Below are 22,339 nucleotides of genomic sequence, written 5' to 3'. Positions count from 1 at the left end.
CGAAACATAGTTTCGCTTAAGTCTGATATTTGTTGCTCATATAGTCATTGTTTGTAAAATAGCCAATGAAATAATTTCTATAGCACATAAAGGGACTTATGAAACAGTACACCAATGAGCTCACCCCATCCGTGCTCTCATCATTCAAGAAACCATGCAGCACAGAACGACTGGCGAACGCAGACAAAGAACAACGCCTGCTTCTCAAATCCCGTGCTGAAGAAATGAAAGACCGTTCTTTAATGGTGATTTGGCATTTTTCCACAACTGGAACGCTCACCCGAAATGGTGGGAAGATTGAGAAAACCAGCAACTCATTTACTCTCGAAGGCGGGGATGAAGTGAATCGGGCGATAGTTGGGGATTACGCTGTTTATCCTGATGGAACGCGCGTAAGAATCATCAACGGGTCAGGGGCAAATACCAACGGCAGCGGTGTTTCTTTTGCTCTATTTGGAAGCCATCCTGATAACGGTGACGTGATTGTCAGCCCCCCACAAGGTTATGCCCCCCTGCGCCAGTCAGACAATAGCCTGGCAATGCCAGCCGATTTTCTCCCTGCAGTACTCTAAAATAATAAGGCGTTCAGAAAATGGCTACAGGCTTTTGGATAGTACAGGGCGATAAAACAACATGCGGAGGATCTGTACTGGCTGGACACCCGAAAGGGAAGATGATTGGCCCGAATCAAAACAGACAGGCAACAGTGGGCTGCCAGGTATCCTGTGGTAAACACCCGGGTAAATACAGCGTGACAGGCGGATACCCAGGCGAGTACATTCACGGGCAGTTAGCTGCCAGCACGATATACAGCCGTTCAACCTGCCCGTGCAAGGCTTTTTTCATCCCCACCCATACCTTTATGCGACACGGCCCTTATCAGGCTCCGGTGCGGTCAACATCAACACCAGCGACAGCGAAATCCTCACCTGATTCAGTACAAGAACCACGCCAACACTCACAGACAGAGAGGAAGCAAAACAGCGTTGCTGACACCTGCAAGCCAGAAGATAACCCGCTATTGAACGGCGTTTACATCTGGACTGAAACCAAAAACGCTGGTCACGCTTTCGTTTCGGTGCATGAGAATAACAACATCTATCTGTACACGTATGGTCGCTATGGACGCACAGACAGAAGCACGCTAACCGGGGATGGGATTTTAGATTTCTTCCAAGATGAAGATGCACGGAAGTATTACCGTTACGAACTTTATGAAATGGGTGCTCGTGCATTTCGGATTGATGATGCCGATCCTGAATTAATCCGTAAGTTCTTCGAAAAGTTATGGAATAACGGTGTATCACCAATTCAAACACCAAAGATGCAGGATGGCACAATACGAAGAGGCCGTACGATTGATAAGTATGACGTAACAGGCAATAACTGTACCACTCATTCTGTTGACGGGATTAAGTTTGCTGGTTCAAAGTTATTCGAACACGGTTATACCTCCACGACTACACAGCTACCAATCGACATAGAAGAAGATTTCACTATCCCGGCATCACTGCAAAGTTACCTTGAATCAAAGAGTGCAGATTATTCCTCAATGCTCGTTGTCGAGATGACAAGCACGTTCAAGCAGCAGTATCCAAACATTGAGAACAAAAGCCCTCAACCGATGGGAGGAAGTGCAAAAATCCAACAAGTAGCGGCTGATTCTGCTGCTGTTGCTGGCTCAACATCTCCATACTCAGGCGGTACAGTAGGCGGGTCATTGGGAAGCACATACGATGATGAATAAAAAGTTCTGGATCAGGTGGGTGAGTATCGCGCTGATCTGCATAGCTTATTACGTTATCGTGCTATATTTCGATCTGGTCTTCGCGCTTAACTTTTCAGAGACAATGAGCCAGGGCGGGGAGTTTACGCCTTCTCAATGCACCTGGTTTGTTAAGGAGTTATCGCAAAATCACTCTGATTCAGCGTTAGCCTCTATTATTGGTTTCGCTGTCTGCGTCCCTCTTATCCTGCTAATCTTCAAGAAAGTGAGATAACTGCCAAAGGCTGGAGAGATCCAGCCTTCCCTCCTTTTTCCTGATGTCAGATAATAGACGCCATAAAGCCCGTTGGTGGTACAGCAACAAGCGGGAGCGCGGCCGAAAAGCGGATAAAGCCTACATGTCATTTGTAGATACGTTATTTACGTGATTCATAAAGCCGTACATTGGCTTGAATGCGTGTGATCAATCTGTCGATGACATAACGATGCCTGGATGGGCCTTTTCTTCACATTTTGCTATCGCGGTGTGAGGATGCAACTGCCGCCAACACGGGGTTATACTGTCATCTCACCATGTAACGTAGCGTGGCAGTCCCTAAAGGCAGATCACAATGGCAGAATCCACAGGTGGCTATTTAATCTACTGATAGAGAAGGATTTTAAGGATTATCCACAAAGGGGGGAACCTGGAGCGGGTGAAGGGAATCGAACCCTCGTATGCAGCTTGGGAAGCTGCCGTTCTACCATTGAACTACACCCGCTTTCTGTAGTGCTGGTTATTATAGACCTTCAAAGAACGCTGGCAAGGGGTAAGCCGTTCAGTTGATGTTTTTTAAAGCATTTTCAGTTAACACGAATCTTTCAGATAGCGCTGTGGGTCAATGGCAGTAGCCCGGTAACGAAGCTGGAAGTGTAAACGTACGGAACTGGTGCCACTATTCCCCATTGTCGCTATTTTTTGCCCGGCTTTAATTTTTTGCCCATTACTGACTAAGATGGTGTCATTATGAGCATAGGCAGTAATGTAGTCTTCGTTGTGTTTGATCATCACCAGATTGCCGTAACCCCGAAGCTGATTACCGGCATAGACTACCGTTCCCGGGCCTGAGGCATAAATGGCCTGCCCACGAGAACCAGCGATATCAATACCTTTGTTACCCCCGTCCTGGTAGGAGTAGCCCTCAATCACTTTGCCTTTGGCTGGCCATAACCAGCAACGTGAACCCACTGGTGGTGCAGTGACCTTGGCAACCTGAGCCGGGGCCGTTTGGCGGGAGGGTGTACTCTTCCTGGCTGTGGCCGTATTTTTACTCGCCGTGCGGCTGGCGGTGCCTTTAGTTCGCAGACGCTGCCCAACTAACAGCTTGTAAGGTGGTGGCAGGCTATTCATCCTGGCAAGCTCACCTACACTGGTCCCGGTCATACGGGATACTTTATATAAGGTATCACCACGCTTTACGGTATAGACAGAACCATTAAAGCTCCCCTCATTACGCGTACTTTTAGCCGTATTCTTTGAGGAACACGCCGTTAACAGAAGAGTCATCAATAAACAGAGGATGATTTTCCAACGGTTGTAGGGGATGTCCTTATACAAAATAGCCCTCGAGACAGGAGAGAGGAAAATGCCCCCTTTACCAGGGGGCATCAGGGTTACTTAGACGGACGCAGTGCCGGGAATAAGATAACATCACGAATCGTATGGCTATTGGTGAACAGCATCACCATACGATCAATACCAATCCCTAAGCCTGCTGTCGGTGGCAAACCATGTTCCAGGGCAGTGACATAATCTTCATCAAAGAACATGGCTTCATCATCACCAGCATCTTTAGCGTTAACCTGTTCAGCAAAACGCTGTGCCTGGTCCTCTGCATCATTCAGCTCAGAGAAACCATTACCGATTTCACGACCACCAATAAAGAACTCAAAACGATCGGTGATTTCAGGGTTCACATCATTACGGCGCGCCAAAGGTGAAACTTCTGCTGGGTATTCCGTAATGAAGGTTGGCTGAATAAGTTTGCTTTCTGCCACTTCCTCAAAAATTTCAGTAACCACACGTCCCAGGCCCCAACTTTTCTCAACCTTGACACCAACAGACTCAGCAATAGCGACAGCTTTATCCATATCGTCAAGGCTTGCCAGATCGGTTTCAGGACGGTGTTTTTTGATAGCCTCACGCATGGTGAGTTTTTCAAAAGGCTTACCAAAATCGAAAGTTTCTTCACCGTATTGCACTTCAGTGGTACCGAGCACTTCTTCCGCAACAGTACGGAACAGAGATTCAGTCAGCTCAATCAAATCACGATAGTCCGCATACGCCATGTAGAGCTCTATCATGGTGAACTCTGGATTATGACGTGGAGAGATACCTTCGTTACGGAAGTTACGGTTGATTTCAAATACACGATCAAAACCACCCACCACCAGACGCTTCAGATAAAGCTCCGGGGCAATACGCAGATACATATCAAGATCCAGCGCATTGTGATGAGTAATAAATGGACGAGCCGCGGCACCACCTGGGATGGTTTGCATCATTGGCGTTTCTACTTCCATAAACTCACGACCATTCATGAAGTTACGAATAGAAGCCAGGATATGAGAACGGACTTTAAAGGTATGACGGGACTCATCGTTAGAGATAAGATCCAGATAACGCTGGCGATAACGCGTTTCCTGATCCGCCAGGCCGTGGAATTTATCTGGCAACGGACGCAGTGCTTTCGTCAGCAAACGCAGTTCGCTACAGTGAATAGATAACTCGCCGGTTTTCGTTTTGAACAATTTACCCCGTGCTCCCAGGATATCTCCCAGATCCCACTTTTTAAATTGTTCGTTATAGATACCTTCAGGCAGGTCATCACGAGAAACATAGAGCTGAATGCGCCCACCTACATCTTGTAAAGTGACGAAGGAGGCTTTGCCCATAATACGGCGGGTCATCATACGCCCGGCGACGGCAACCTCAATATTCAGATCTTCTAATTCTTCATTTTCTTTTGCATCGAAGTCAGCATGAAGTTGGTCTGAGGTATGGTCACGACGAAAATCATTTGGGAAAGCAATACCGTGCTCACGCAGAGCAACCAGTTTTTCACGTCGGGTTTTCAGTTCATTATTGAGTTCAACTGACGCATCTACGTTGTGTTCTTGTTGTTCAGACATGTTGATTCCTATAGCCCCGCTTTCAAACTTGCTTCGATAAATTTGTCCAGATCCCCATCCAGTACCGCTTGCGTATTACGAGTCTCAACCCCAGTACGCAGGTCTTTGATACGAGAGTCATCTAATACATAAGAGCGAATCTGGCTACCCCAACCGATGTCAGATTTGTTTTCTTCCATAGCTTGTTTCTCAGCATTTTTTTTCTGCATTTCCAGCTCATACAACTTAGCCTTCATCTGCTTCATCGCTTGATCTTTGTTTTTATGCTGGGACCGATCGTTCTGACACTGGGTCACGGTATTGGTTGGTATATGGGTAATACGCACCGCAGATTCTGTCCGGTTAACGTGCTGACCACCGGCACCAGAAGCACGATAAACATCAATACGCAAATCGGCAGGATTGATGTCAATATCAATGTCGTCATCCACTTCCGGGTAAACAAACGCCGAGCTGAATGAAGTGTGGCGTCGACCACCGGAGTCAAATGGGCTTTTACGTACCAGGCGATGGACGCCAGTTTCAGTACGCAGCCAGCCAAAGGCATAGTCCCCTTGAATACGAATGGTGACCGATTTAATACCGGCGACATCCCCTTCTGACTCTTCAATAATTTCTGTTTTGAAACCACGGGCTTCAGCCCAGCGCAGATACATACGTTCCAGCATGCTGGCCCAGTCCTGCGCTTCGGTACCGCCAGAACCCGCCTGGATGTCAATATAGCAATCAGCGCTATCGTACTCGCCTGAGAACATGCGGCGAAACTCCAATTGAGCCAGTTTGGCGTCAAGCTGATCCAGCTCAACCACGGCTTCATTGAAGGTTTCCTCGTCTTCGGCTTCTACCGCCAGTTCCAGCAAGCCTGAAACATCGTCCAGACCTTGCGTCATCTGGTCCAGAGTATCGACGATCGCCTCAAGTCCTGAGCGCTCTTTACCCAGCGCTTGCGCACGCTCAGGTTCATTCCAGACGTCGGGTTGTTCCAGTTCAGCGTTTACTTCTTCAAGACGCTCTTTCTTGGCATCATAGTCAAAGATACCCCCTAAGAACGTTACTACGCTCAGTGAGATCCTGGATGCGGTTTTTTACCGGGTTAATTTCAAACATGCTTAAATTCTTATATTGATGTCAGAAGACAAAATGCGCTTATAAACCGTAAAGTTTACCGGAATTACGCCCTGGTTTGTAGCACTGCTTAGGGTTAAATCGGCCAGATATGATCAATCAAAAGCTGTACGCTGCGATTGCCCCTGAAGTGATTCACATCAAGTTTATAAACCAATTCGACTTCACGAACACTATTATCAGGCCAAACCGTCGGATCGATATTAAAAGCGATACCGTCAAGTAATGGCCCCCCATTCAGTGGTTCAACCATCAGTTTAAGATGACGTTCCCCCACCAAACGCTGTTGCAATATGCGAAATTTTCCATCAAACAACGGCTCAGGGAACATTTGGCCCCAGGGGCCTGCATCTCTGAGCATATCGGCAATATCCAGCGTCATTTCCTGACCACTTAACGCCCCGTCAGACCAGATTTCCCCTTGTAACATGGAAGGATCCATTCGTTCATTAACGACAGCGGCAAAACGGGTACGAAACTCGTCAAAACGTGACTCGTCCAGGGACAAACCCGCAGCCATAGCATGGCCGCCAAATTTCAACATTAACCCCGGATGCAGAGTATCAAGGCGCTCCAGCACATCGCGCATATGGAGCCCTTGTACTGAACGACCTGAACCTTTGAGTATCCCATCACCAGCAGGCGCAAACGCAATCACCGGACGGTGGAAACGTTCTTTAATTCTGGATGCCAAAATGCCAACCACCCCCTGATGCCACTGCGGGTGATAAATAGCGAGCCCATATGGTAATTCTGTATGACTACGTAGCAGGTCATCACACAGTGCCATCGCTTCCACCTGCATTCCCTGCTCTATCTCTTTACGGGTCTGGTTTAATGCATCTAGTTCATTCGCCAACACCCGAGCGTCAGCAATATTTTCACTCAATAATAAGGCAACACCGACTGACATATCATCCAGTCGGCCAGCGGCATTCAGACGAGGCCCCAATGCAAAGCCGAGGTCACTGGCTGCTATTTTTTGTGGATCACGATTGGATACTTCCAGTAAAGCTCGGATCCCTGGACGGCATCGGCCTGCACGAATACGGCTCAATCCCTGCCAGGTTAAAATTCGGTTATTTGCATCAAGGGGAACAACATCGGCAACGGTTCCTAAAGCGACTAAGTCCAGTAATTCAGCAAGATTAGGGACAACCAAACCACGCTGTTCAAACCAGCCCTGGTCACGTAAATGACTGCGCAAGGCCAGCATCAGATAAAAAGCGACCCCGACACCAGCCAGTGACTTGGATCCAAAAGTACAGTTTGCCAGATTTGGATTGATAATCGCTTCTGCTGCTGGTAATGACTCACCCGGCAAGTGGTGATCAGTTATCAGCACAGGGATGCCTAACTCATGGGCACGTTCTACCCCACGGTGGGAGGAGATGCCATTATCCACCGTCATTATCATCCGGGCACCATGATTGTGAGCCTGATCTACCACTTCAGGGCTCAACCCATACCCGTCTTCAAAACGGTTTGGTACCAGATAACCTATATTGGTCGCGCCCATACTACGCAATGCCAGCACACTCAGTGCAGTACTGGTCGCGCCATCGGCGTCAAAATCCCCCACCACAATAATACGGTGATTTTCGCAAAATGCGCGGTATAACATCGCGACAGCTTGTGAAATACCCTGCAATTTTTGCCAGGGGAGCATCCCCTTAACACCACGTTCCAGGTCGTGTTCGTTATGAACACCCCGGCTGGCATAGAGGCGTTTTAATAGTGGAGGGAGCGTATCGGGAAGTACCGCCGTGCTGTCCACAACACGGCGACGAAGTTGCGTTCTTTCTTTCACCCGGAATTAACCACTCGTTTTCGTCATTTTTTGATGAGCATCCAGCATCTGTTTCATTTCTTTCGGCCCCTGATACCCAGGGATAATCGTGCCGTCTTCGAGAACAATAGCCGGTGTGCCCTTAATTCCGAACTGCACGCCAAGATTGTATTGGTCTGCAATGCTGGTATCACAGCTGGCTGGCACCACTTTGCCGCCACTCATGGCGGTATCAAACGCTTTTGCCCGATCTTTCGCACACCAGATAGATTTCATATCCGCTGCCGCCTGACTTTGTAGTCCCTGGCGAGGAAAAGCCAAATAACGCACGGTGATACCTAACCCATTATAGTCTTTCATTTCTTCATGAAGTTTGTGGCAATAACCGCAGGTGATATCGGTGAAGACAGTAATAACGTGCTTCTCATCTGGTGCTTTGTAGATCACCATATCTTTTTCCAGCGCGTTTAGTTTGCCCATCAATAACTGGTTGGTAACATTAACCGGCTGCTCGGAACTGATATCGTAAAGTGTTCCTTGTAGAACATATTTGCCGTCTTCAGTCATATACAAAATGCCATTGTCAGTCAGCACGGTTTTTAAACCCTTTACTGGGGCATTCTGGATATCAGCCTGATCGATTCCGAGCTTCCCTAGTGACTGCTTAATCGCTGCGTCATTTGCCTGTGCCACGCCGGACATGGCCGCCATTAACAGAGACAGCAGAAAAAATGTCTTTTTCATAATAATTCCTTTTTTAAACACTCACGCTCGAGGGTGGTGCTGTTGATGTAACAAACGTAAACGCTCAGTGGCGACATGCGTATAAATCTGTGTGGTCGATAAATCGCTATGCCCTAACAGCATCTGTACGACGCGAAGATCAGCACCATGGTTCAAAAGATGCGTGGCAAAAGCATGACGCAGAACATGTGGCGACAGTTTATCGCTATCGATACCCGCTAGCACAGCATAATGCTTGATACGATACCAAAAGGTCTGCCTGGTCATCTTCTGGGCTCGATTACTGGGGAATAAGATATCTAAAGAATGCCCGTTTAATAGTTCAGGCCGGCTGTATTTTAGAAAATATTCGACCCAGTAAACAGCCTCTTCCCCCAAGGGAACCAGACGTTCTTTATTACCTTTACCCAGAACTCTGACTACGCCCTGACGCAAGCTGATATCACTCATCGTTAACCCAGTCAGTTCCGAAACACGCAGTCCCGTTGCATAGAGTACCTCAATCATCGCTTTATCGCGCAGCTCAATAGGGTTATCGATACAAGGCGATTGTAACAAGCGTTCTACTTGAGCTTCGCTCAGATCTTTCGGTAATCGAAGCGGAAGTTTAGGTGAGGATAATAATGCACTAGGGTCATCTGAACGTTTTTTTTCTCGGTATAAATACTGAAACAATCGACGAATAGTGCTTAACATTCGGGCTGAACTGGTCGCTTTAAACCCCCCATCAAGTCGTTCACCCAACAACTCCTGTAAATCCACAGACTGTACACTAGCCAGTGTGAGCTTTCGCTGATCAAGCCACTGTACCAGCGACGTTAAATCACGCCGATAAGCCTCCAGGGTATTGTCGGCCAGATTTCGCTCAAGCCATAGGGCATCAAGAAATTGTTCTATTTGTGCCTGGTCTTGTTCCACATCCAGCTCCTTCGCCATCAAATTATGTCCATTATGCCTGATGCAGAAAAGGATCTGGTACACTTGGCAAACTTGCACGTGACAAATGAGCTTTTATTACTATGAACATTGGTCTTTTTTACGGCTCCAGTACTTGTTACACCGAAATGGCCGCTGAAAAAATTCGTGACATTATTGGGCCAGAAATAATTACTCTGCATAACCTGAAAGATGATGCCCCTGCTCTGATGGAGCAGTATGACGTATTAATTCTCGGTATCCCTACCTGGGATTTTGGTGAATTACAGGAAGACTGGGAAGCTGTGTGGGAACAACTCGACAGCCTTAACCTGACCGGTAAGCCCGTAGCCTTATACGGCATGGGCGATCAACTGGGTTATAGCGAATGGTTTTTAGATGCCCTCGGCATGCTCCACGATAAACTGTTACCCCGCGGAGCTCGCTTCATTGGTTATTGGCCGACAGAAGGCTATGAGTTCACCAGCAAAAAACCTGTCATTGCTGATGGTGAACTGTTTGTGGGGCTCGCTTTAGACGAAACAAATCAATACGACTTAAGTGATGAGCGTATTGAAAACTGGTGTGAGCAGATCCTTGGTGAAATGTCCGCACATTTTAGCTAGCACTACTCTCTCCCACTCGCCTGCTGTTGCAACAGCAGGCGGCGTAAATCACGCCACTCTTCACTATCAATGCTGTCAGCCCCTAACCACAGATGCAGGCTACCGCGTTGCCCCTGTCGTTTAAGCTTTAGCATAATGCCGCTGTCAATAATCCACGGTTTTCTCATCATTTGCCACTCATGGCCCTTCCAGTAGACACGAAAGTCTTCGAGAAGTTTGAAAGTGCCCTGACAAGCATGGATACGACGCTGGCTGCGCACACAGCTAAAAACCACGATTAACAGGAGCAGCATCCATAACAAGGTATAATTTATCGGCCATGGCATCAGCAACACAAGGAGTGCCAGCAAACCATGGAACAACAATGAAATCCATTGTGCTCGCCAGGAAACGCTCAGGTCAGATTGCCACAGGGCCACGTTCTTTATTCCGTGTTTGAATCAAGGCAACCATGCGCTGGAGGTCCGTATCATCGGGTGAACCGTGATTCATCAGCCAGTTGAAAAGGTCCGGATCATCACACTCCAGAAGCCGAACAAAGACCTGTTTGTCCGAATCACTTAAAGTGTCATACTCATGCTCAAAGAAAGGCATGATCGAAATGTCGAGTTCACGCATCCCACGCCGACATGCCCAGTGGATACGGGCTTTATTAAAGATATCCATGTATTCTGTCCTGTTTAGCTCTCTGGTAAGAGACATCCTGCTATTAGTGTAACGTGTTTTTATCTCAATGATGTTGAGAATATTGCCTTATGCGAGTCTTATCGAAATTGGTGTGTGAGCTGACTACAAATTATCTTATGTATACGAAGTCCTGCGTAAACGCACAAATAGCACTATTAAACTACTTGCATTGCCCTGGTGCTATTTTACCATGGGCCAAATAACCTGTTTGACAATCTGGGGTTCACTCTATGTCTCTTACACCATGTCCCGCATATACACCTGTTGCTGCCGGTGAATTACCACTGACACTGATGACATTAAACGACTGGGCACTGACCTGCGTAACGGGGGCTGATGCGGAAAAATATCTTCAAGGTCAGGTCACTGCAGATGTCGCTCTGTTGGCCGAGTCCCAGCAAGTCCTGTGTGCGCATTGTGATGCCAAGGGAAAGATGTGGAGTAACTTACGCCTGTTTCATCGTAACCCAGGCTTTGCCTTTATTCTACGTCGCAGCGTGCGCGATACTCAGCTGACTGAGTTGAAAAAATATTCAGTATTCTCAAAAGTGACTATTGTTCCCGATGACGAAAGCGTACTGCTGGGTGTTGCTGGCCAACAAGCGCGAGAAAGCCTGGCTCCTTTTTTTGAACAATTACCTGATGAACAAACACCTGTTGTCCAGTCCGGGACTACCTCTGTTTTATGGTTAAACAGCCCCGCTGAACGGTTTCTACTTGTCATGGCCCCCACTGATGCTAAAGCGCTTACTGAAGAACTCACAGAAAAAGCTCAGTTCAGAGATAGTCAGCAGTGGCTGGCACTGGATATTGAAGCCGGATTGCCTGTCATTGATAGTGTGAATAGTGATCAGTTTCTCCCTCAGGCGACAAATATTCAGGCACTGAATGGTATTAGCTTTAAAAAAGGCTGCTACACCGGGCAAGAGATGGTTGCGCGCGCGAAATTCCGCGGAGCCAATAAGCGCGCACTCTGGACCCTCGCCGGTCAGGCGGGACGAGTACCGACCGCGGGTGAAGATCTCGAACTACAACTAGGGGAAAACTGGCGTCGGACCGGTACGATACTGGCAGCAATTCAACGGGATGATGGCCAGGTCTGGGTTCAGGCTGTGATGAACAATGATCTGGCCGAAGATGCTGTGTTGCGAGTACGTGATGATACGACTGGCACATTAGCGATTATCCCTCTGCCTTATAGCCTGACAGAAGCATAACAATATCCAGTATCGCCCCATTCCTGGGGCGATACTGGTTTAAAACAGGTAGAGATAAATAGCGAAGAAGTGGCAGACACTGCCACCGAGTACAAACCCATGCCAAATAGCATGATTGTATGGGATACGTTTGCTGACATAAAAAATAACCCCCAAAGAGTAAACAACTCCCCCGGCGGCCAGTAACGTGACACTGCCTGGCGCCAGCTTGATCGCCATTTGATAAATAACCACCAAAGATAGCCAGCCCATCAGCAGGTAGGTTACCAGGGAAAGCACTTTAAAACGGTGTGCAATTGTCAGCTTGAACAAAATACCCACCAATGCCAGGCTCCAGATAACGACCATCAACCCTTTTGCCAGGGGGGAATTTAACCCTACCAACAGAAATGGTGTATAGGTCCCGGCGATAAGAAGATAGATAGCACAGTGGTCAAAGAGCTTTAACCAGCGTTTAGCACGGGCATGGGGAATGGCATGATAAAGCGTGGAAGCCAGAAACAGTAAAATCATACTCCCGCCATAGAGGCTATAACTGGTAATGGCCGTAGTACTGGCATTCGTTTCTACTGCCTGAACCAGTAGCAGTACCAGCCCGACAATGCCAAATACCAGCCCTATGCCATGGCTGATGCTATTAGCCACCTCCTCGGCTAATGAATACCCATGAGCGACAAGTGGTTTACGAACCATCGAGCTCCTCCTGTTGAGAAATAGAATGATGATGCATACCTATCCTAACTGAGAATGATTTCAGTGAACACGTGTAAGCTAAAATAAATATTTTGCTGCTAAAGCAGTGCTCGCTTCCTGCCTGTGGGTCTCTCTGCAGCCTGCTTTTCAGTCGATATGATGCCCCATACCGAAAACGAGCCGCTTTCACGACGCACGCGCAAGAATGAACAGAACTGTGGCAATATGTTGAAACTCAGTGATAATTAGCACAGGAATAACGGAGCAGGCTGGACGGTCTGTTACCCGTGAATTTATAGCGGCAGGAAAAGAGTATGTTTACGCACACCACTATTACCCGTTTGAATGGCCTGGAAATGAGGGTCTATCAGTACGTCATTAAAAATAAAGATAAAGTGATGTACATGACTATCCGTGAACTGGCGGATGCTGCTGAGGTGTCAACCACCACTGTGTTACGCTTTTGCCGTAAACTCAATTGCTCAGGATACTCTGAATTTCGAGTACGCTTTAAATTGTATCTTGAACAAAATAGTATTCAACCGGTTAATTTTGGTAGCAGTGAAATAATCAGTTTTTTCAAAGGAACCAACAACAGTGAATTTGACGATTTAATTGATCGTGCTGTTGATATTATTTGTAGTTCAGAGCGTATTGTCTTTATTGGCGTAGGAACTTCTGGGGCCCTGGCTAAATACGGCGCTCGTTTTTTTTCCAATGTCGGTAAATTCAGTAACCATATTGATGATCCTTATTTTCCAGTGACCCGTGACATGGCTAATAATGCACTGGCAATTATGCTTTCTGTCTCCGGTGAAACAGAAGAAATTTTGCGTTTTGCCAGCCAGTTCAGCCTGCATCACTGCAAGGTGATGTCCATAACCAGCCATGAAAACTCATCCCTGGCAAAACTGGCCGACTTTAATTTGTCATGGCATATTCCCCCAATGCGTGTCAGCGATGCTTATGACATCACCACGCAGATCCCCGTTATTTATATTTTAGAAACAATAGGGCGTCGGCTGGCGATAAAAATAGCATAAAAAAACACACTGTTTTTTTATTGTGACAAATCACATTTTATCTATTTTGTTATATCGTGACAAATCGCTCTCATTTGTTAGACTCAGCTCAGAGACTATTAACTTTACGTCTTAATGATTAATCTAAATCATTATTTCAGGTATTTTCTGTGAGGCCTAAACATTATGAAACAGCTCAAATTACCAAAAGATTTTTTATGGGGTGGTGCCGTCGCCGCTCACCAGGTTGAAGGTGGCTGGAACAAGGGTGGCAAAGGCCCAAGCATTTGTGATGTCCTGACCGGTGGCGCACATGGTGTCCCACGTGAAATCACCCGTCAGATTGAGCCAGGAAAATACTACCCCAACCATGAAGCCGTCGATTTTTATGGGCACTATAAAGAAGACATTAAACTCTTTGCCGAAATGGGCTTTAAATGCTTCCGCACTTCCATTGCCTGGACGCGTATTTTCCCACAGGGTGATGAGCTCCAGCCAAATGAGGAAGGGCTTAAATTTTACGATGACATGTTTGATGAACTGCTCAAATACAATATTGAGCCGGTCATCACGTTGTCTCACTTTGAAATGCCACACTATCTGGTCACCCAGTATGGTGGCTGGACTAACCGCAAAGTAGTTGATTTTTTTGTCCGTTTTGCCGAAGTGGTGTTTGAACGCTACAAAAGCAAAGTAAAATACTGGATGACTTTTAACGAGATAAATAACCAGCGTAACTGGCGCGCCCCCCTGTTTGGCTACTGTTGTTCAGGGGTTGTTTATACTGAACACGAAAACCCTGAAGAGGTGATGTATCAAGTTCTGCATCACCAGTTTGTGGCCAGTGCCCTGGCGGTTAAAATCTCTCACCGCATCAATCCTGAGATGCAAGTAGGTTGCATGCTGGCGATGGTGCCACTCTATCCTTTCTCCTGCCAGCCTGAAGACCAGATGTATGCCCAGCAGTCCATGCGTGAGCGTTATCTTTTTACAGATGTACAGTTACGCGGTTACTACCCTGCTTACATCCTGAATGAATGGGAACGTCGTGAATTTACCATCAAAATGGAAGAAGGTGATGATCAAATTCTGCGTGAAGGGATCTGTGATTATTTAGGTCTGAGCTACTACATGACGAATGCCGTAAAAGCCGAAGGTGGCAGTGGTGATGCCTTATCCGGTTTCCAGGGAAGTGTACCTAATCCCTATGTAAAGGCTTCTGACTGGGGATGGCAAATCGATCCCGTTGGTCTGCGCTATGCCCTCTGCGAGCTGTATGAGCGTTATCAGAAACCCTTATTTATTGTTGAGAATGGCTTCGGGGCCCACGATACCGTTGAAGAAGACGGCTCCATTAATGATGATTACCGCATCGCCTATTTACGCTCCCACGTTGAGGCCATGAAACAAGCAGTGACTTATGATGGTGTTGAACTGATGGGCTATACCCCCTGGGGCTGCATTGACTGCGTTTCTTTCACCACCGGTCAGTACAGCAAACGCTACGGCTTTATCTACGTGAATAAGCATGACGATGGTACTGGCGATATGTCTCGCTCACGCAAGAAAAGTTTCAACTGGTACAAAGAGGTCATTGCCAGTAACGGCGAAAACATTTAATTGCAGCAGGGTCGCCTTTTAGCGCCCTTTTATCCTTTATAACGGTAAACCGAAATGGAAGCTGGCACCCCGCCCGGGGAGCTCCACCAGCCTGATGTCACTACCGTGTAGCTGGAGCATTTGACGCACAATCATCAGTCCCAGCCCACCTTCAGTACGGCGTGACACATTACCTATTGAGGGGCGGATAAATAGCCCCTCTTTCAAGATTGGCGGTATACCCGGCCCACTGTCGCTCACCTCCACCATAAGCTGATCATCGGCAAGCCAGAGGCGCACATGAACATTACCCTGATCCGGAGTGTGGCGAATAGCATTATCCAGAAGATTTGTCAGTACCCGTTCGATCATGCTGACATCTGCATAAATTATCGGTAGTTTTGGCTGAATATCTGCCAGTAGCTGAATTTGGTGGGTATGGGCCACCAGTTCAAATTTCTGATACACATCCTGGAGCAGTTCCCCCACAGAAAAAGGCTCTTTCACGGGTTTAACCACGCCGTATTCCAGCCGTGCCAGCTCAAATAGCGACTGAGCCAGTAGGCCGACCTTTTGGCTTTGTGCCAGGGCAATATCAAGATAACGTTTCTTTTCTGCTTCACTGAGCGTGGCTGACATCACTGACAAGCTCTCCAGATAACCATGCAGTGATGTTAGTGGAGTACGTAAATCATGAGAGATGTTAGCGATAAACTCTCGCCGTAGTTGATCTTGTTGCGTCAGGCTATGCCACTGCTCGGAGATGCGTCGAGCCATTAAAATCACGCCCTGACGCAACTGATACAGTTCGTCTGCATCGTTTTTGACCGTCAGCGGTAAGGCTGCCATGGCCTGCATTTCGTTCATCCCCCCTGTTTCAAGTGCTTTAACCTGACGTGATAACTGTCTGAGGGGGCGTGTTACCCAACGAAATGCAAGCGCTCCCATCACCAGACCGGACAGGCCAATCACGGCTATCAACAACAAGCTGATAGTGAGAATGGTATCGAACTGAGCATCCCGGGCCAGATAATTATACTTTTCACCGAGCAGAATAACGTACAGGTAACCATCAACTTGACCATTGCGTAACATTGGGGCGACGCTGAAGACTTTTTGTCCATTCAAGCTACGGGGATCATCCCCATATAACGGGAACGGGTCACCCGCCATAGCGCGTTTTAACGGTTCAAGATTAACGAGGTGACGTTTAATATGCCCCTCTGGGGCGGCATCACCAATGATGTTTCCCTGTTTATCCAGTAAGTAAACCTCAACACTGGGATTCACTTCCATCAAGTTATCGAACAGTTTATGGAGCAATACTTTATTCAGCCCCTCCTGTCCTAATAATGGGTAGGTCTGATTAATATGTTGCGCCAGATTACTGGATAATTGCTGGATCACCGACTGGCTATACTGGGTACTGGTTTGTACCTGTAACCAACCCAGCAATACGCAAGCGGTAAGCAGCAATGTGGCAAAAGTCAGAGTAAGACGGCGGGACAGTGTCAAATAGCGCATAAGTCACTCACGGGGTCCGGGGGAAAACTTATAACCTTTACCCCATACAGTACGAATAAAGTCTGGTTCAGCGGGATTGGCTTCAATCTTGATACGCAGACGGTTGATATGAGTATTTACCGTATGCTCGTAGCCTTCGTGCTGATATCCCCACACATTATTAAGCAAATCAAGCCGGGAGAATACCGCCTCAGGATGCCGGGCAAAATAGTAAAGTAAATCGAATTCCCGTGGTGTCAGCTCTATCGGTTGCTGATTCAGGTGTACTGTTCTCCCCAGGGGATCAATAGACAATCCCGCCACACAGAGAAAACCAGACTCCAGATGTAAATCCTGGCTCATGGCCTTCTGGCGACGAAAAAGGGCTTTGACCCTCGCCACCAGTTCCAGCATGGAAAAAGGTTTAGCCAGATAGTCATCCGCACCCAGTTCAAGCCCCAGTACACGCTGAGTTTCACTGGAACGAGCGCTGATAATAATGATCGGGGTATAACGGGTGAGAGTTCTGGCAAAACGGCAGATCTCCAGCCCGTCTACGCCGGGCAGCATCAAATCGAGAATTAAGGCATCAAAACCGCCATGTTTAACATGCTCAATGCCTTGATGACCCTCTGAGCAATGGGTGACTTCAAAGCCTTCTTTGCTGAGATGTAACAGCAGTAATTCAGCGATATTTTCGTCATCTTCGACGATTAATATTTTCTTTGATTCACTCATGGATAGATTCCCCGATGATTATCAATCAAGTCTACACAAGTTGTGCGGGGAAAGGTTTCACATTTAATTTAACTTTTTTACACTACATATATCGTCGATTGCCCGAATCGCTGTTTTGTACAGACTGCTGCATGAATAAAAATGTCAGTAGCATGCTGAACGGCCCCCACTGGAAAAAAAATGGTTTTTGCCATACTTTCCGGTTTATCACCATAATCAAGAGCGCAGGTTTTGACTTTCCCGGAGCCTCAGCGAGACACCAGTAAATCCTGTGATACGCCCCCTGTTGTATATGTCCAGTACCGTGATTCTGCGCCCCCCCAGCACAGGGCGGGCTGCCACCGTCAGAAATAATCTGCCTGCATTCAAAAAACTCATAATAATAGCCACAGATAAATACCGACCATATTTCTGATTATCAATGCTGGTGTTAAAAAAAACCTCAGAAATGACAACCAGAATTATAATTTTAATTGCCTGCTCCCTCACCCAATATTTAACCAGACTTTAGAGTTATTACTCAACCACAAACAACCAGTAATTTCCAAATACATACTTATAATATTCATAAGAATCAGGATTTATAAACACTAACGGTAACAGCCGAACATTGTATCTTGACACTATTATTTTTTGCTAAATACTCTCAAAGCATTCGTATTAATAACAAATAACAAACATCAAATAACAGGTCGGAGGTCTTATCATTTAAAATAATCAAACATTTTCAGTTGGTTACAGAAGCAGCTCACACCTGAATTTGATATAAAACATCTCTTTATCAGGAAGATTATTAGAGAATCATTAAAAACTCACTCATCGTTCACATATATTCTATTTATTGGCTGTATTTACTGTATGGAACTATTCTGTTACTCTTCCACAAAATCACGGTCTGACAATCGCGATTATTCGTAAACTACACGGCAGTTTTATCAGGGATGATGATGTTTCAATACGCTGTAATGGATTCGGCTAAATTTTTTTGTTCTGCATTGATAACTTTGGCAAATATGTTATTTAAATCATGCATGCCTGTGTTATCCGATCCCTCTTATAGCAACGTTCCTCCTACAGAAACTGATCTTCCAGAATAAAACTACCGTTCATGCCGGCACGGTAGTCAGTGCTATAAATATTTTTTTAGCCCTATGTTTCATATGGAGTTCTTATGTTATTACGTACCATACCTCTTTTATCCGTCATGTTCCTGGCTGCATGCTCAACAAATATGGCAAAAAATACTACTAAGCAAAGTCCTGCCCCCACAATAAAGTATGCCCAGAATAATAGCCGTATTGTACCCGTCAATTCGGTGGCATCGAGCAATAACCCCTGTGTCGACCATTTCAATTTCCTGCGTCAGGCAGGTGACAATAAATATCAGAAGTATTCCCGTGACTACATCCAGATCGGTGATGGTTATAACTTCCTGAATACCAATAAAAACATCATGAATGGTGATGCCAAGCGTGTGTATACCAATACGCTGGATATGAAGCTGAATACGCTGTGTTCCGAAGTCAACTACGCCGGATTCCAGGTTATTCAGCAAAAAATCAATGCACTAAGCAATATCTAAAACTTTCTGAATCAGACAAAGATGATAAGAGATAATGTGACCATTATCTCTTGCTAAGTATTTTTCTCTCAATGGAATGAGTGACTGTTATGTTCTCTAAATTGCGCTTGCGTAAGAGTATTGCCTACCTGCTTATCTGGCTACAATTGTTGACGCCGGGATTATCATTGCTTCCCGTGATAGCCCGCGCCAGCGAACCTGCTGATATACAAAATACGATTCAGGGACTTAACGCACTCATTCTGAATGACGCGACACCGGCACAGACCTCACCTCAACCCAACGTGCCCAGTGTCAGTGCCCCAACCAGTACCCAGTCAGATATCGCTGTACCCGCGCGGGATTTTAGCGATTACTTTCATGTGCAAACACCTGACACGGTGCCCTCCCCTGCTGTCACCGGGCTGCCATCGCTTTCCTCGCCACAAGCATCATCTGCTGAGACTACGTCAGCCTTGCCACAAAAAGCTGACAACGACGCTCAGGAAAATCGACTTGCCTCAGGGGCCTCACAAATGGGCTCACTGTTATCCCAGGATAACACCACCGATGCCACAATTAATTATGCACGGAGCATCGGGGAAGGCCTGATTAATCAGCAGGTTAATGAGTGGCTTAACCAGTACGGGAACGCCAAGGTATCACTGGGGAACCATAAAAACTTATCCGGTGACCTGCTGCTTCCCCTGGCTGAAACAGACCAGAGTCTGGTGTTCTCTCAGTTGGGAATGCGCACCAATCAAGACCGCAATACCGTTAACCTGGGGGTTGGCTACCGCCAGTATATTAATGACTGGATGCTGGGCATCAACGGTTTCTATGACTATGACTATACCGGGGAAAACAAACGTATCGGTGTCGGCACCGAAGCCTGGACGGACTATTTAAAACTGGCGGCCAACGGCTATATCCGCCAGACCAACTGGCATCAGTCCAAACTTGGCGAAATGCAGGATTATGACGAACGCCCCGCCAACGGCTTTGATTTACGGGCCAACGCCTATCTGCCTTCCTGGCCTAACTTTGGCGGCAGTCTCAAGTATGAGCAGTATTTTGGCAAAGGCGTGTCGATGGCTGAAAGCGCCAGTCCTGATGATCTTAAAGATAACCCCCAGGTGATCACGGCAGGAATTGATTACACCCCGTTCCCGCTGATGACGCTCTCAGCCAAGCGTTCTGTTGGAGACTCCAACGCCACCAATGTCGGCGTGGATTTCACCTATCGCTTTGGCGTGCCCTGGTTGCGACAAATCGATCCCGATGCTGTTGGTCTGATGCGCAGCCTGGTGGGCAGCAAGTATGACTTTGTTGATCGTAACTACAACATCGTGATGCAGTACCGTAAACAGGAATTGATAACCATTTCGTTGCCTGCGACAACAACCGCCCAGGCAGCAGAGACCGTGCCGGTTACCCTGACGGTATCAAAAGCTAAATATGGGCTGAAAAGCATCAGCTGGAGTGTTGACCCGCTGCTCACCGCACGCGGTGGTCATTATCAGCAAATATCGCCCACTGAGCTGCGGGTGACACTGCCGGCCTATGTGTTTGGCCAGAGAGCCAATGCGGCACAAAATTACACCATTAGCGCTATCGCCACTGATAACCATGACAATAAGTCAAATACGGCAGAAACGATCATTGGCGTCATACCTTCCGAAAATACAGTAGGCAACCTGACGCTATCACCAAGCGATCGTATCTTACCTGCCAATGACAGTGATAGTTATACCATTACCGGGATGGTCACTGACGGCAAAGGCGCCCCACTCACCAATCAAAACATTACTTTTAGCCTTAATGGCCTGCTCAATGCTGCAGGCAAAGCTGGCACCACATTAGCACCCGTTGGTGGTAGTAATGGAGATAACCGTAAACTGACAGTCACTACCGGACTCGATGGAAAAGCAGCGGTTACACTGCGTAGCCAAGTGGCTGGTGAGGGGCAAATTACTGCAACCATGGATAACGGCAATGCCAGTACGGCAAAAGTGACGTTCACGGCTGACAGTACCACAGCGGCGGTACGTAACGTCACGCTGATGGATAACACCACGACCAAAGTAGCGGATATCAAAAATGACTTCACCTATACCGCACTGGTTCAGGATAAATTTGGCAACGCCGTGGCTGATACCTCAGTGTTCTGGGCTAAGAATCTCCCGGGCGTCACATTATCAGCATCGACCACCCCGACTGACAATAGCGGCAGTGCTACTGTTAAACTACAAAGTGGTACCCAAGTTGTCACCAATATTATGGTCAGCGCCAGTACAGCGGAACAGAATGTTGTTACTGATGCCGATAAAAAAGTCAGCTTTATTGCCGGCGACATCGCTGCAGATAAATCTACCCTGACGGCCTCACCAGACAGTATCATCGCCAGCGGGCTGGAGGCCTCTTCCCTGACGCTGACTCTCGTTGATATTAACAGTAACCCAATCACAGGTGTGGCAAGTTCACTGCGTACAGTCATTACCGGGCTGGATAAGGTGAGTGTGAGCAACTTTGCCGAACAGACTCCTGGCGTGTATCTGGCAACGCTGACGGGCACAAAAGCAGGTACCGCGACCATCACCGTAATGTCGGGCAGTAAGCAGGCCAGTACACAAACACCGAAGGTGACATTAAGCGCAGATAAAGCCACAGCCGAAATAACTGACAGCCACTTAATCATTGCCCCTGACAATGCTATTGCCGATGGCAAAGCAACAAATGGCGTGAAGGCAACGGTCACTGACAAGCAGGGTAACCCGGTATCCGGCATGGCAGTAGAATTTAGCGTAAGTACTGGTGCCATATTGACCACAGTAAATGGCGAAAGTGATGATCAGGGGATTGCGACCGCTTTAGTGACCAGCACTAAGGCAGATAACTATACCGTTACTGCCTCGGTTAACGGGCGGAGCATGACCAAAAAGATGACATTTGTTGCTAACATCGCCACGGCTCATGTAGAGAGCGTGGTGCTACAGGGCTCTGACGTCAGCAAAATCGCCAACGACACGAATAAATTTACTTATACGGTAATGGTGAAGGACAGTAACGGCAACCCGGTGCCTGGTGCGACCGTCACCCCCACGGCGGACAAATCCGAGGTGAATGCAACCTCCAGTGGCATCACCAACGCCAGTGGCGAGACAACCATCACCCTGACCAGCACCAACGTCGCAGTGGCCGATATTACCGTTATGGCCCGTGT

General features: G+C 47.3%; 20 protein-coding genes and 1 tRNA gene. 9 read left to right on the top strand and 12 right to left on the bottom strand.

From position 1 onward, the window contains the following. Positions 1-98 precede the first annotated feature (98 nt). Genes JK154_RS13455 through JK154_RS17845 form a run of 3 tightly spaced genes read left to right on the top strand, consistent with a single transcriptional unit; the run spans position 99 to position 2,000 of the window. Positions 99-572 (top strand): hypothetical protein, encoded by a 474-nt coding sequence (locus JK154_RS13455; RefSeq protein WP_211993069.1) that lies wholly within the window; start codon positions 99-101, stop codon positions 570-572. A 20-nt stretch (positions 573-592) separates the two neighbouring features. Next, positions 593-1,747, top strand: a complete 1,155-nt coding sequence (locus tag JK154_RS13450; RefSeq protein WP_211993068.1) for a PAAR domain-containing protein — start codon at positions 593-595, stop codon at positions 1,745-1,747. Next, a complete protein-coding gene (locus JK154_RS17845) occupies positions 1,737-2,000 on the top strand; it encodes a hypothetical protein (protein WP_349291110.1) in 264 nt (87 codons plus the stop codon). Before JK154_RS13450 ends, JK154_RS17845 begins: the two co-directional genes overlap by 11 nt. 413 nt (positions 2,001-2,413) lie before the next feature. On the opposite strand, the gene JK154_RS13445 is transcribed toward JK154_RS17845, so the two are convergent. From JK154_RS13445 to xerD, 7 genes are all read right to left on the bottom strand, one after another. After that, positions 2,414-2,487 (bottom strand) — tRNA-Gly (locus JK154_RS13445). A gap of 86 nt (positions 2,488-2,573) precedes the next feature. Further along, entirely contained in the window at positions 2,574-3,326 is a 753-nt protein-coding gene (gene actS, locus JK154_RS13440; RefSeq protein ID WP_349291112.1) for an amidase activator ActS, read from the bottom strand. A gap of 53 nt (positions 3,327-3,379) precedes the next feature. Continuing rightward, positions 3,380-4,897, bottom strand: coding sequence for a lysine--tRNA ligase (gene lysS / locus JK154_RS13435; RefSeq protein ID WP_211993066.1), 1,518 nt, complete (start codon positions 4,895-4,897; stop codon positions 3,380-3,382). A gap of 8 nt (positions 4,898-4,905) precedes the next feature. Then, positions 4,906-6,004 (bottom strand): peptide chain release factor 2 gene (gene prfB, locus JK154_RS13430; RefSeq protein WP_211993065.1). Its coding sequence is split into 2 segments (ribosomal slippage): positions 4,906-5,928 and positions 5,930-6,004, totalling 1,098 coding nucleotides; the frame shifts between segments, so codons are not numbered across the junction. Positions 6,005-6,098: 94 nt separating this feature from the next. Next, a complete protein-coding gene (recJ, locus tag JK154_RS13425) occupies positions 6,099-7,832 on the bottom strand; it encodes a single-stranded-DNA-specific exonuclease RecJ (RefSeq protein WP_211993064.1) in 1,734 nt (577 codons plus the stop codon). Positions 7,833-7,838: 6 nt separating this feature from the next. Next, positions 7,839-8,555 carry a bifunctional protein-disulfide isomerase/oxidoreductase DsbC gene (gene dsbC / locus JK154_RS13420; RefSeq protein WP_211993063.1) on the bottom strand — a complete coding sequence of 239 codons (717 nt, stop codon included), beginning with the start codon at positions 8,553-8,555 and terminating at the stop codon, positions 7,839-7,841. A gap of 21 nt (positions 8,556-8,576) precedes the next feature. Next, positions 8,577-9,473 carry a site-specific tyrosine recombinase XerD gene (gene xerD / locus JK154_RS13415; RefSeq protein WP_211993227.1) on the bottom strand — a complete coding sequence of 299 codons (897 nt, stop codon included), beginning with the start codon at positions 9,471-9,473 and terminating at the stop codon, positions 8,577-8,579. A 101-nt stretch (positions 9,474-9,574) separates the two neighbouring features. Between xerD and fldB the strand changes: the two genes are divergently transcribed. Then, positions 9,575-10,096 (top strand): flavodoxin FldB, encoded by a 522-nt coding sequence (gene fldB, locus JK154_RS13410; RefSeq protein ID WP_211993062.1) that lies wholly within the window; start codon positions 9,575-9,577, stop codon positions 10,094-10,096. A 2-nt stretch (positions 10,097-10,098) separates the two neighbouring features. On the opposite strand, the gene JK154_RS13405 is transcribed toward fldB, so the two are convergent. Then, positions 10,099-10,515 carry a protein YgfX gene (locus JK154_RS13405; RefSeq protein ID WP_211993061.1) on the bottom strand — a complete coding sequence of 139 codons (417 nt, stop codon included), beginning with the start codon at positions 10,513-10,515 and terminating at the stop codon, positions 10,099-10,101. After that, positions 10,496-10,762 (bottom strand): FAD assembly factor SdhE, encoded by a 267-nt coding sequence (gene sdhE / locus JK154_RS13400; protein WP_211993060.1) that lies wholly within the window; start codon positions 10,760-10,762, stop codon positions 10,496-10,498. Before sdhE ends, JK154_RS13405 begins: the two co-directional genes overlap by 20 nt. 251 nt (positions 10,763-11,013) lie before the next feature. On the opposite strand from sdhE, the gene ygfZ reads away from it, so the two are divergent. Continuing rightward, positions 11,014-12,000: a tRNA-modifying protein YgfZ gene (gene ygfZ / locus JK154_RS13395; protein WP_211993059.1), complete on the top strand. Its 987-nt coding sequence runs from the start codon at positions 11,014-11,016 to the stop codon at positions 11,998-12,000. A 39-nt stretch (positions 12,001-12,039) separates the two neighbouring features. Here the strand turns inward: ygfZ and JK154_RS13390 are convergent, their stop codons facing one another. Beyond that, positions 12,040-12,693, bottom strand: coding sequence for a hemolysin III family protein (locus JK154_RS13390; RefSeq protein WP_211993058.1), 654 nt, complete (start codon positions 12,691-12,693; stop codon positions 12,040-12,042). A 314-nt stretch (positions 12,694-13,007) separates the two neighbouring features. Here JK154_RS13390 and JK154_RS13385 point away from each other — a divergent pair, with 314 nt between their 5' ends. Then, positions 13,008-13,736, top strand: coding sequence for a MurR/RpiR family transcriptional regulator (locus JK154_RS13385; protein ID WP_211993057.1), 729 nt, complete (start codon positions 13,008-13,010; stop codon positions 13,734-13,736). 165 nt (positions 13,737-13,901) lie between these two features. After that, on the top strand, positions 13,902-15,335 hold the full coding sequence (locus tag JK154_RS13380; RefSeq protein ID WP_211993056.1) for a 6-phospho-beta-glucosidase: 1,434 nt from the start codon (positions 13,902-13,904) through the stop codon (positions 15,333-15,335). Between the two features lie 36 nt (positions 15,336-15,371). On the opposite strand, the gene JK154_RS13375 is transcribed toward JK154_RS13380, so the two are convergent. Together JK154_RS13375 and JK154_RS13370 are read right to left on the bottom strand one after the other, a co-directional pair. After that, on the bottom strand, positions 15,372-16,838 hold the full coding sequence (locus JK154_RS13375) for a HAMP domain-containing sensor histidine kinase (protein WP_211993055.1): 1,467 nt from the start codon (positions 16,836-16,838) through the stop codon (positions 15,372-15,374). A 3-nt stretch (positions 16,839-16,841) separates the two neighbouring features. Then, on the bottom strand, positions 16,842-17,555 hold the full coding sequence (locus JK154_RS13370; RefSeq protein ID WP_211993054.1) for a response regulator transcription factor: 714 nt from the start codon (positions 17,553-17,555) through the stop codon (positions 16,842-16,844). Positions 17,556-18,726: 1,171 nt separating this feature from the next. Between JK154_RS13370 and JK154_RS13365 the strand changes: the two genes are divergently transcribed. Continuing rightward, complete coding sequence (locus tag JK154_RS13365) at positions 18,727-19,137, top strand: hypothetical protein (RefSeq protein WP_211993053.1); 411 nt, start codon at positions 18,727-18,729, stop codon at positions 19,135-19,137. A gap of 89 nt (positions 19,138-19,226) precedes the next feature. After that, positions 19,227-22,339: inverse autotransporter beta domain-containing protein (locus JK154_RS13360; protein WP_211993052.1), on the top strand; the 3,113-nt coding region annotated here is incomplete at its 3' end.

It is taken from the genome of Citrobacter sp. JGM124 (assembly GCF_018257795.1).
Taxonomy (GTDB): Bacteria; Pseudomonadota; Gammaproteobacteria; order Enterobacterales; family Enterobacteriaceae; genus JGM124.
The sequence above is the reverse complement of the archived record's forward strand: the minus strand, read 5'-3'. Positions and strand labels throughout refer to the sequence as shown.

Excerpts from the sequence above, each read along its gene's own strand:
- JK154_RS13455 (WP_211993069.1), top strand. The coding sequence starts at position 99 with ATGAAACAGTACACCAATGAGCTCACCCCATCCGTGCTCTCATCATTC.
- JK154_RS13450 (WP_211993068.1), top strand. The coding sequence starts at position 593 with ATGGCTACAGGCTTTTGGATAGTACAGGGCGATAAAACAACATGCGGA.
- JK154_RS17845 (WP_349291110.1), top strand. The coding sequence starts at position 1,737 with ATGATGAATAAAAAGTTCTGGATCAGGTGGGTGAGTATCGCGCTGATC.
- lysS (WP_211993066.1), bottom strand. The coding sequence starts at position 4,897 with ATGTCTGAACAACAAGAACACAACGTAGATGCGTCAGTTGAACTCAAT.
- dsbC (WP_211993063.1), bottom strand. The coding sequence starts at position 8,555 with ATGAAAAAGACATTTTTTCTGCTGTCTCTGTTAATGGCGGCCATGTCC.
- fldB (WP_211993062.1), top strand. The coding sequence starts at position 9,575 with ATGAACATTGGTCTTTTTTACGGCTCCAGTACTTGTTACACCGAAATG.
- sdhE (WP_211993060.1), bottom strand. The coding sequence starts at position 10,762 with ATGGATATCTTTAATAAAGCCCGTATCCACTGGGCATGTCGGCGTGGG.
- ygfZ (WP_211993059.1), top strand. The coding sequence starts at position 11,014 with ATGTCTCTTACACCATGTCCCGCATATACACCTGTTGCTGCCGGTGAA.
- JK154_RS13390 (WP_211993058.1), bottom strand. The coding sequence starts at position 12,693 with ATGGTTCGTAAACCACTTGTCGCTCATGGGTATTCATTAGCCGAGGAG.
- JK154_RS13385 (WP_211993057.1), top strand. The coding sequence starts at position 13,008 with ATGTTTACGCACACCACTATTACCCGTTTGAATGGCCTGGAAATGAGG.
- JK154_RS13380 (WP_211993056.1), top strand. The coding sequence starts at position 13,902 with ATGAAACAGCTCAAATTACCAAAAGATTTTTTATGGGGTGGTGCCGTC.
- JK154_RS13375 (WP_211993055.1), bottom strand. The coding sequence starts at position 16,838 with ATGCGCTATTTGACACTGTCCCGCCGTCTTACTCTGACTTTTGCCACA.
- JK154_RS13370 (WP_211993054.1), bottom strand. The coding sequence starts at position 17,555 with ATGAGTGAATCAAAGAAAATATTAATCGTCGAAGATGACGAAAATATC.
- JK154_RS13365 (WP_211993053.1), top strand. The coding sequence starts at position 18,727 with ATGTTATTACGTACCATACCTCTTTTATCCGTCATGTTCCTGGCTGCA.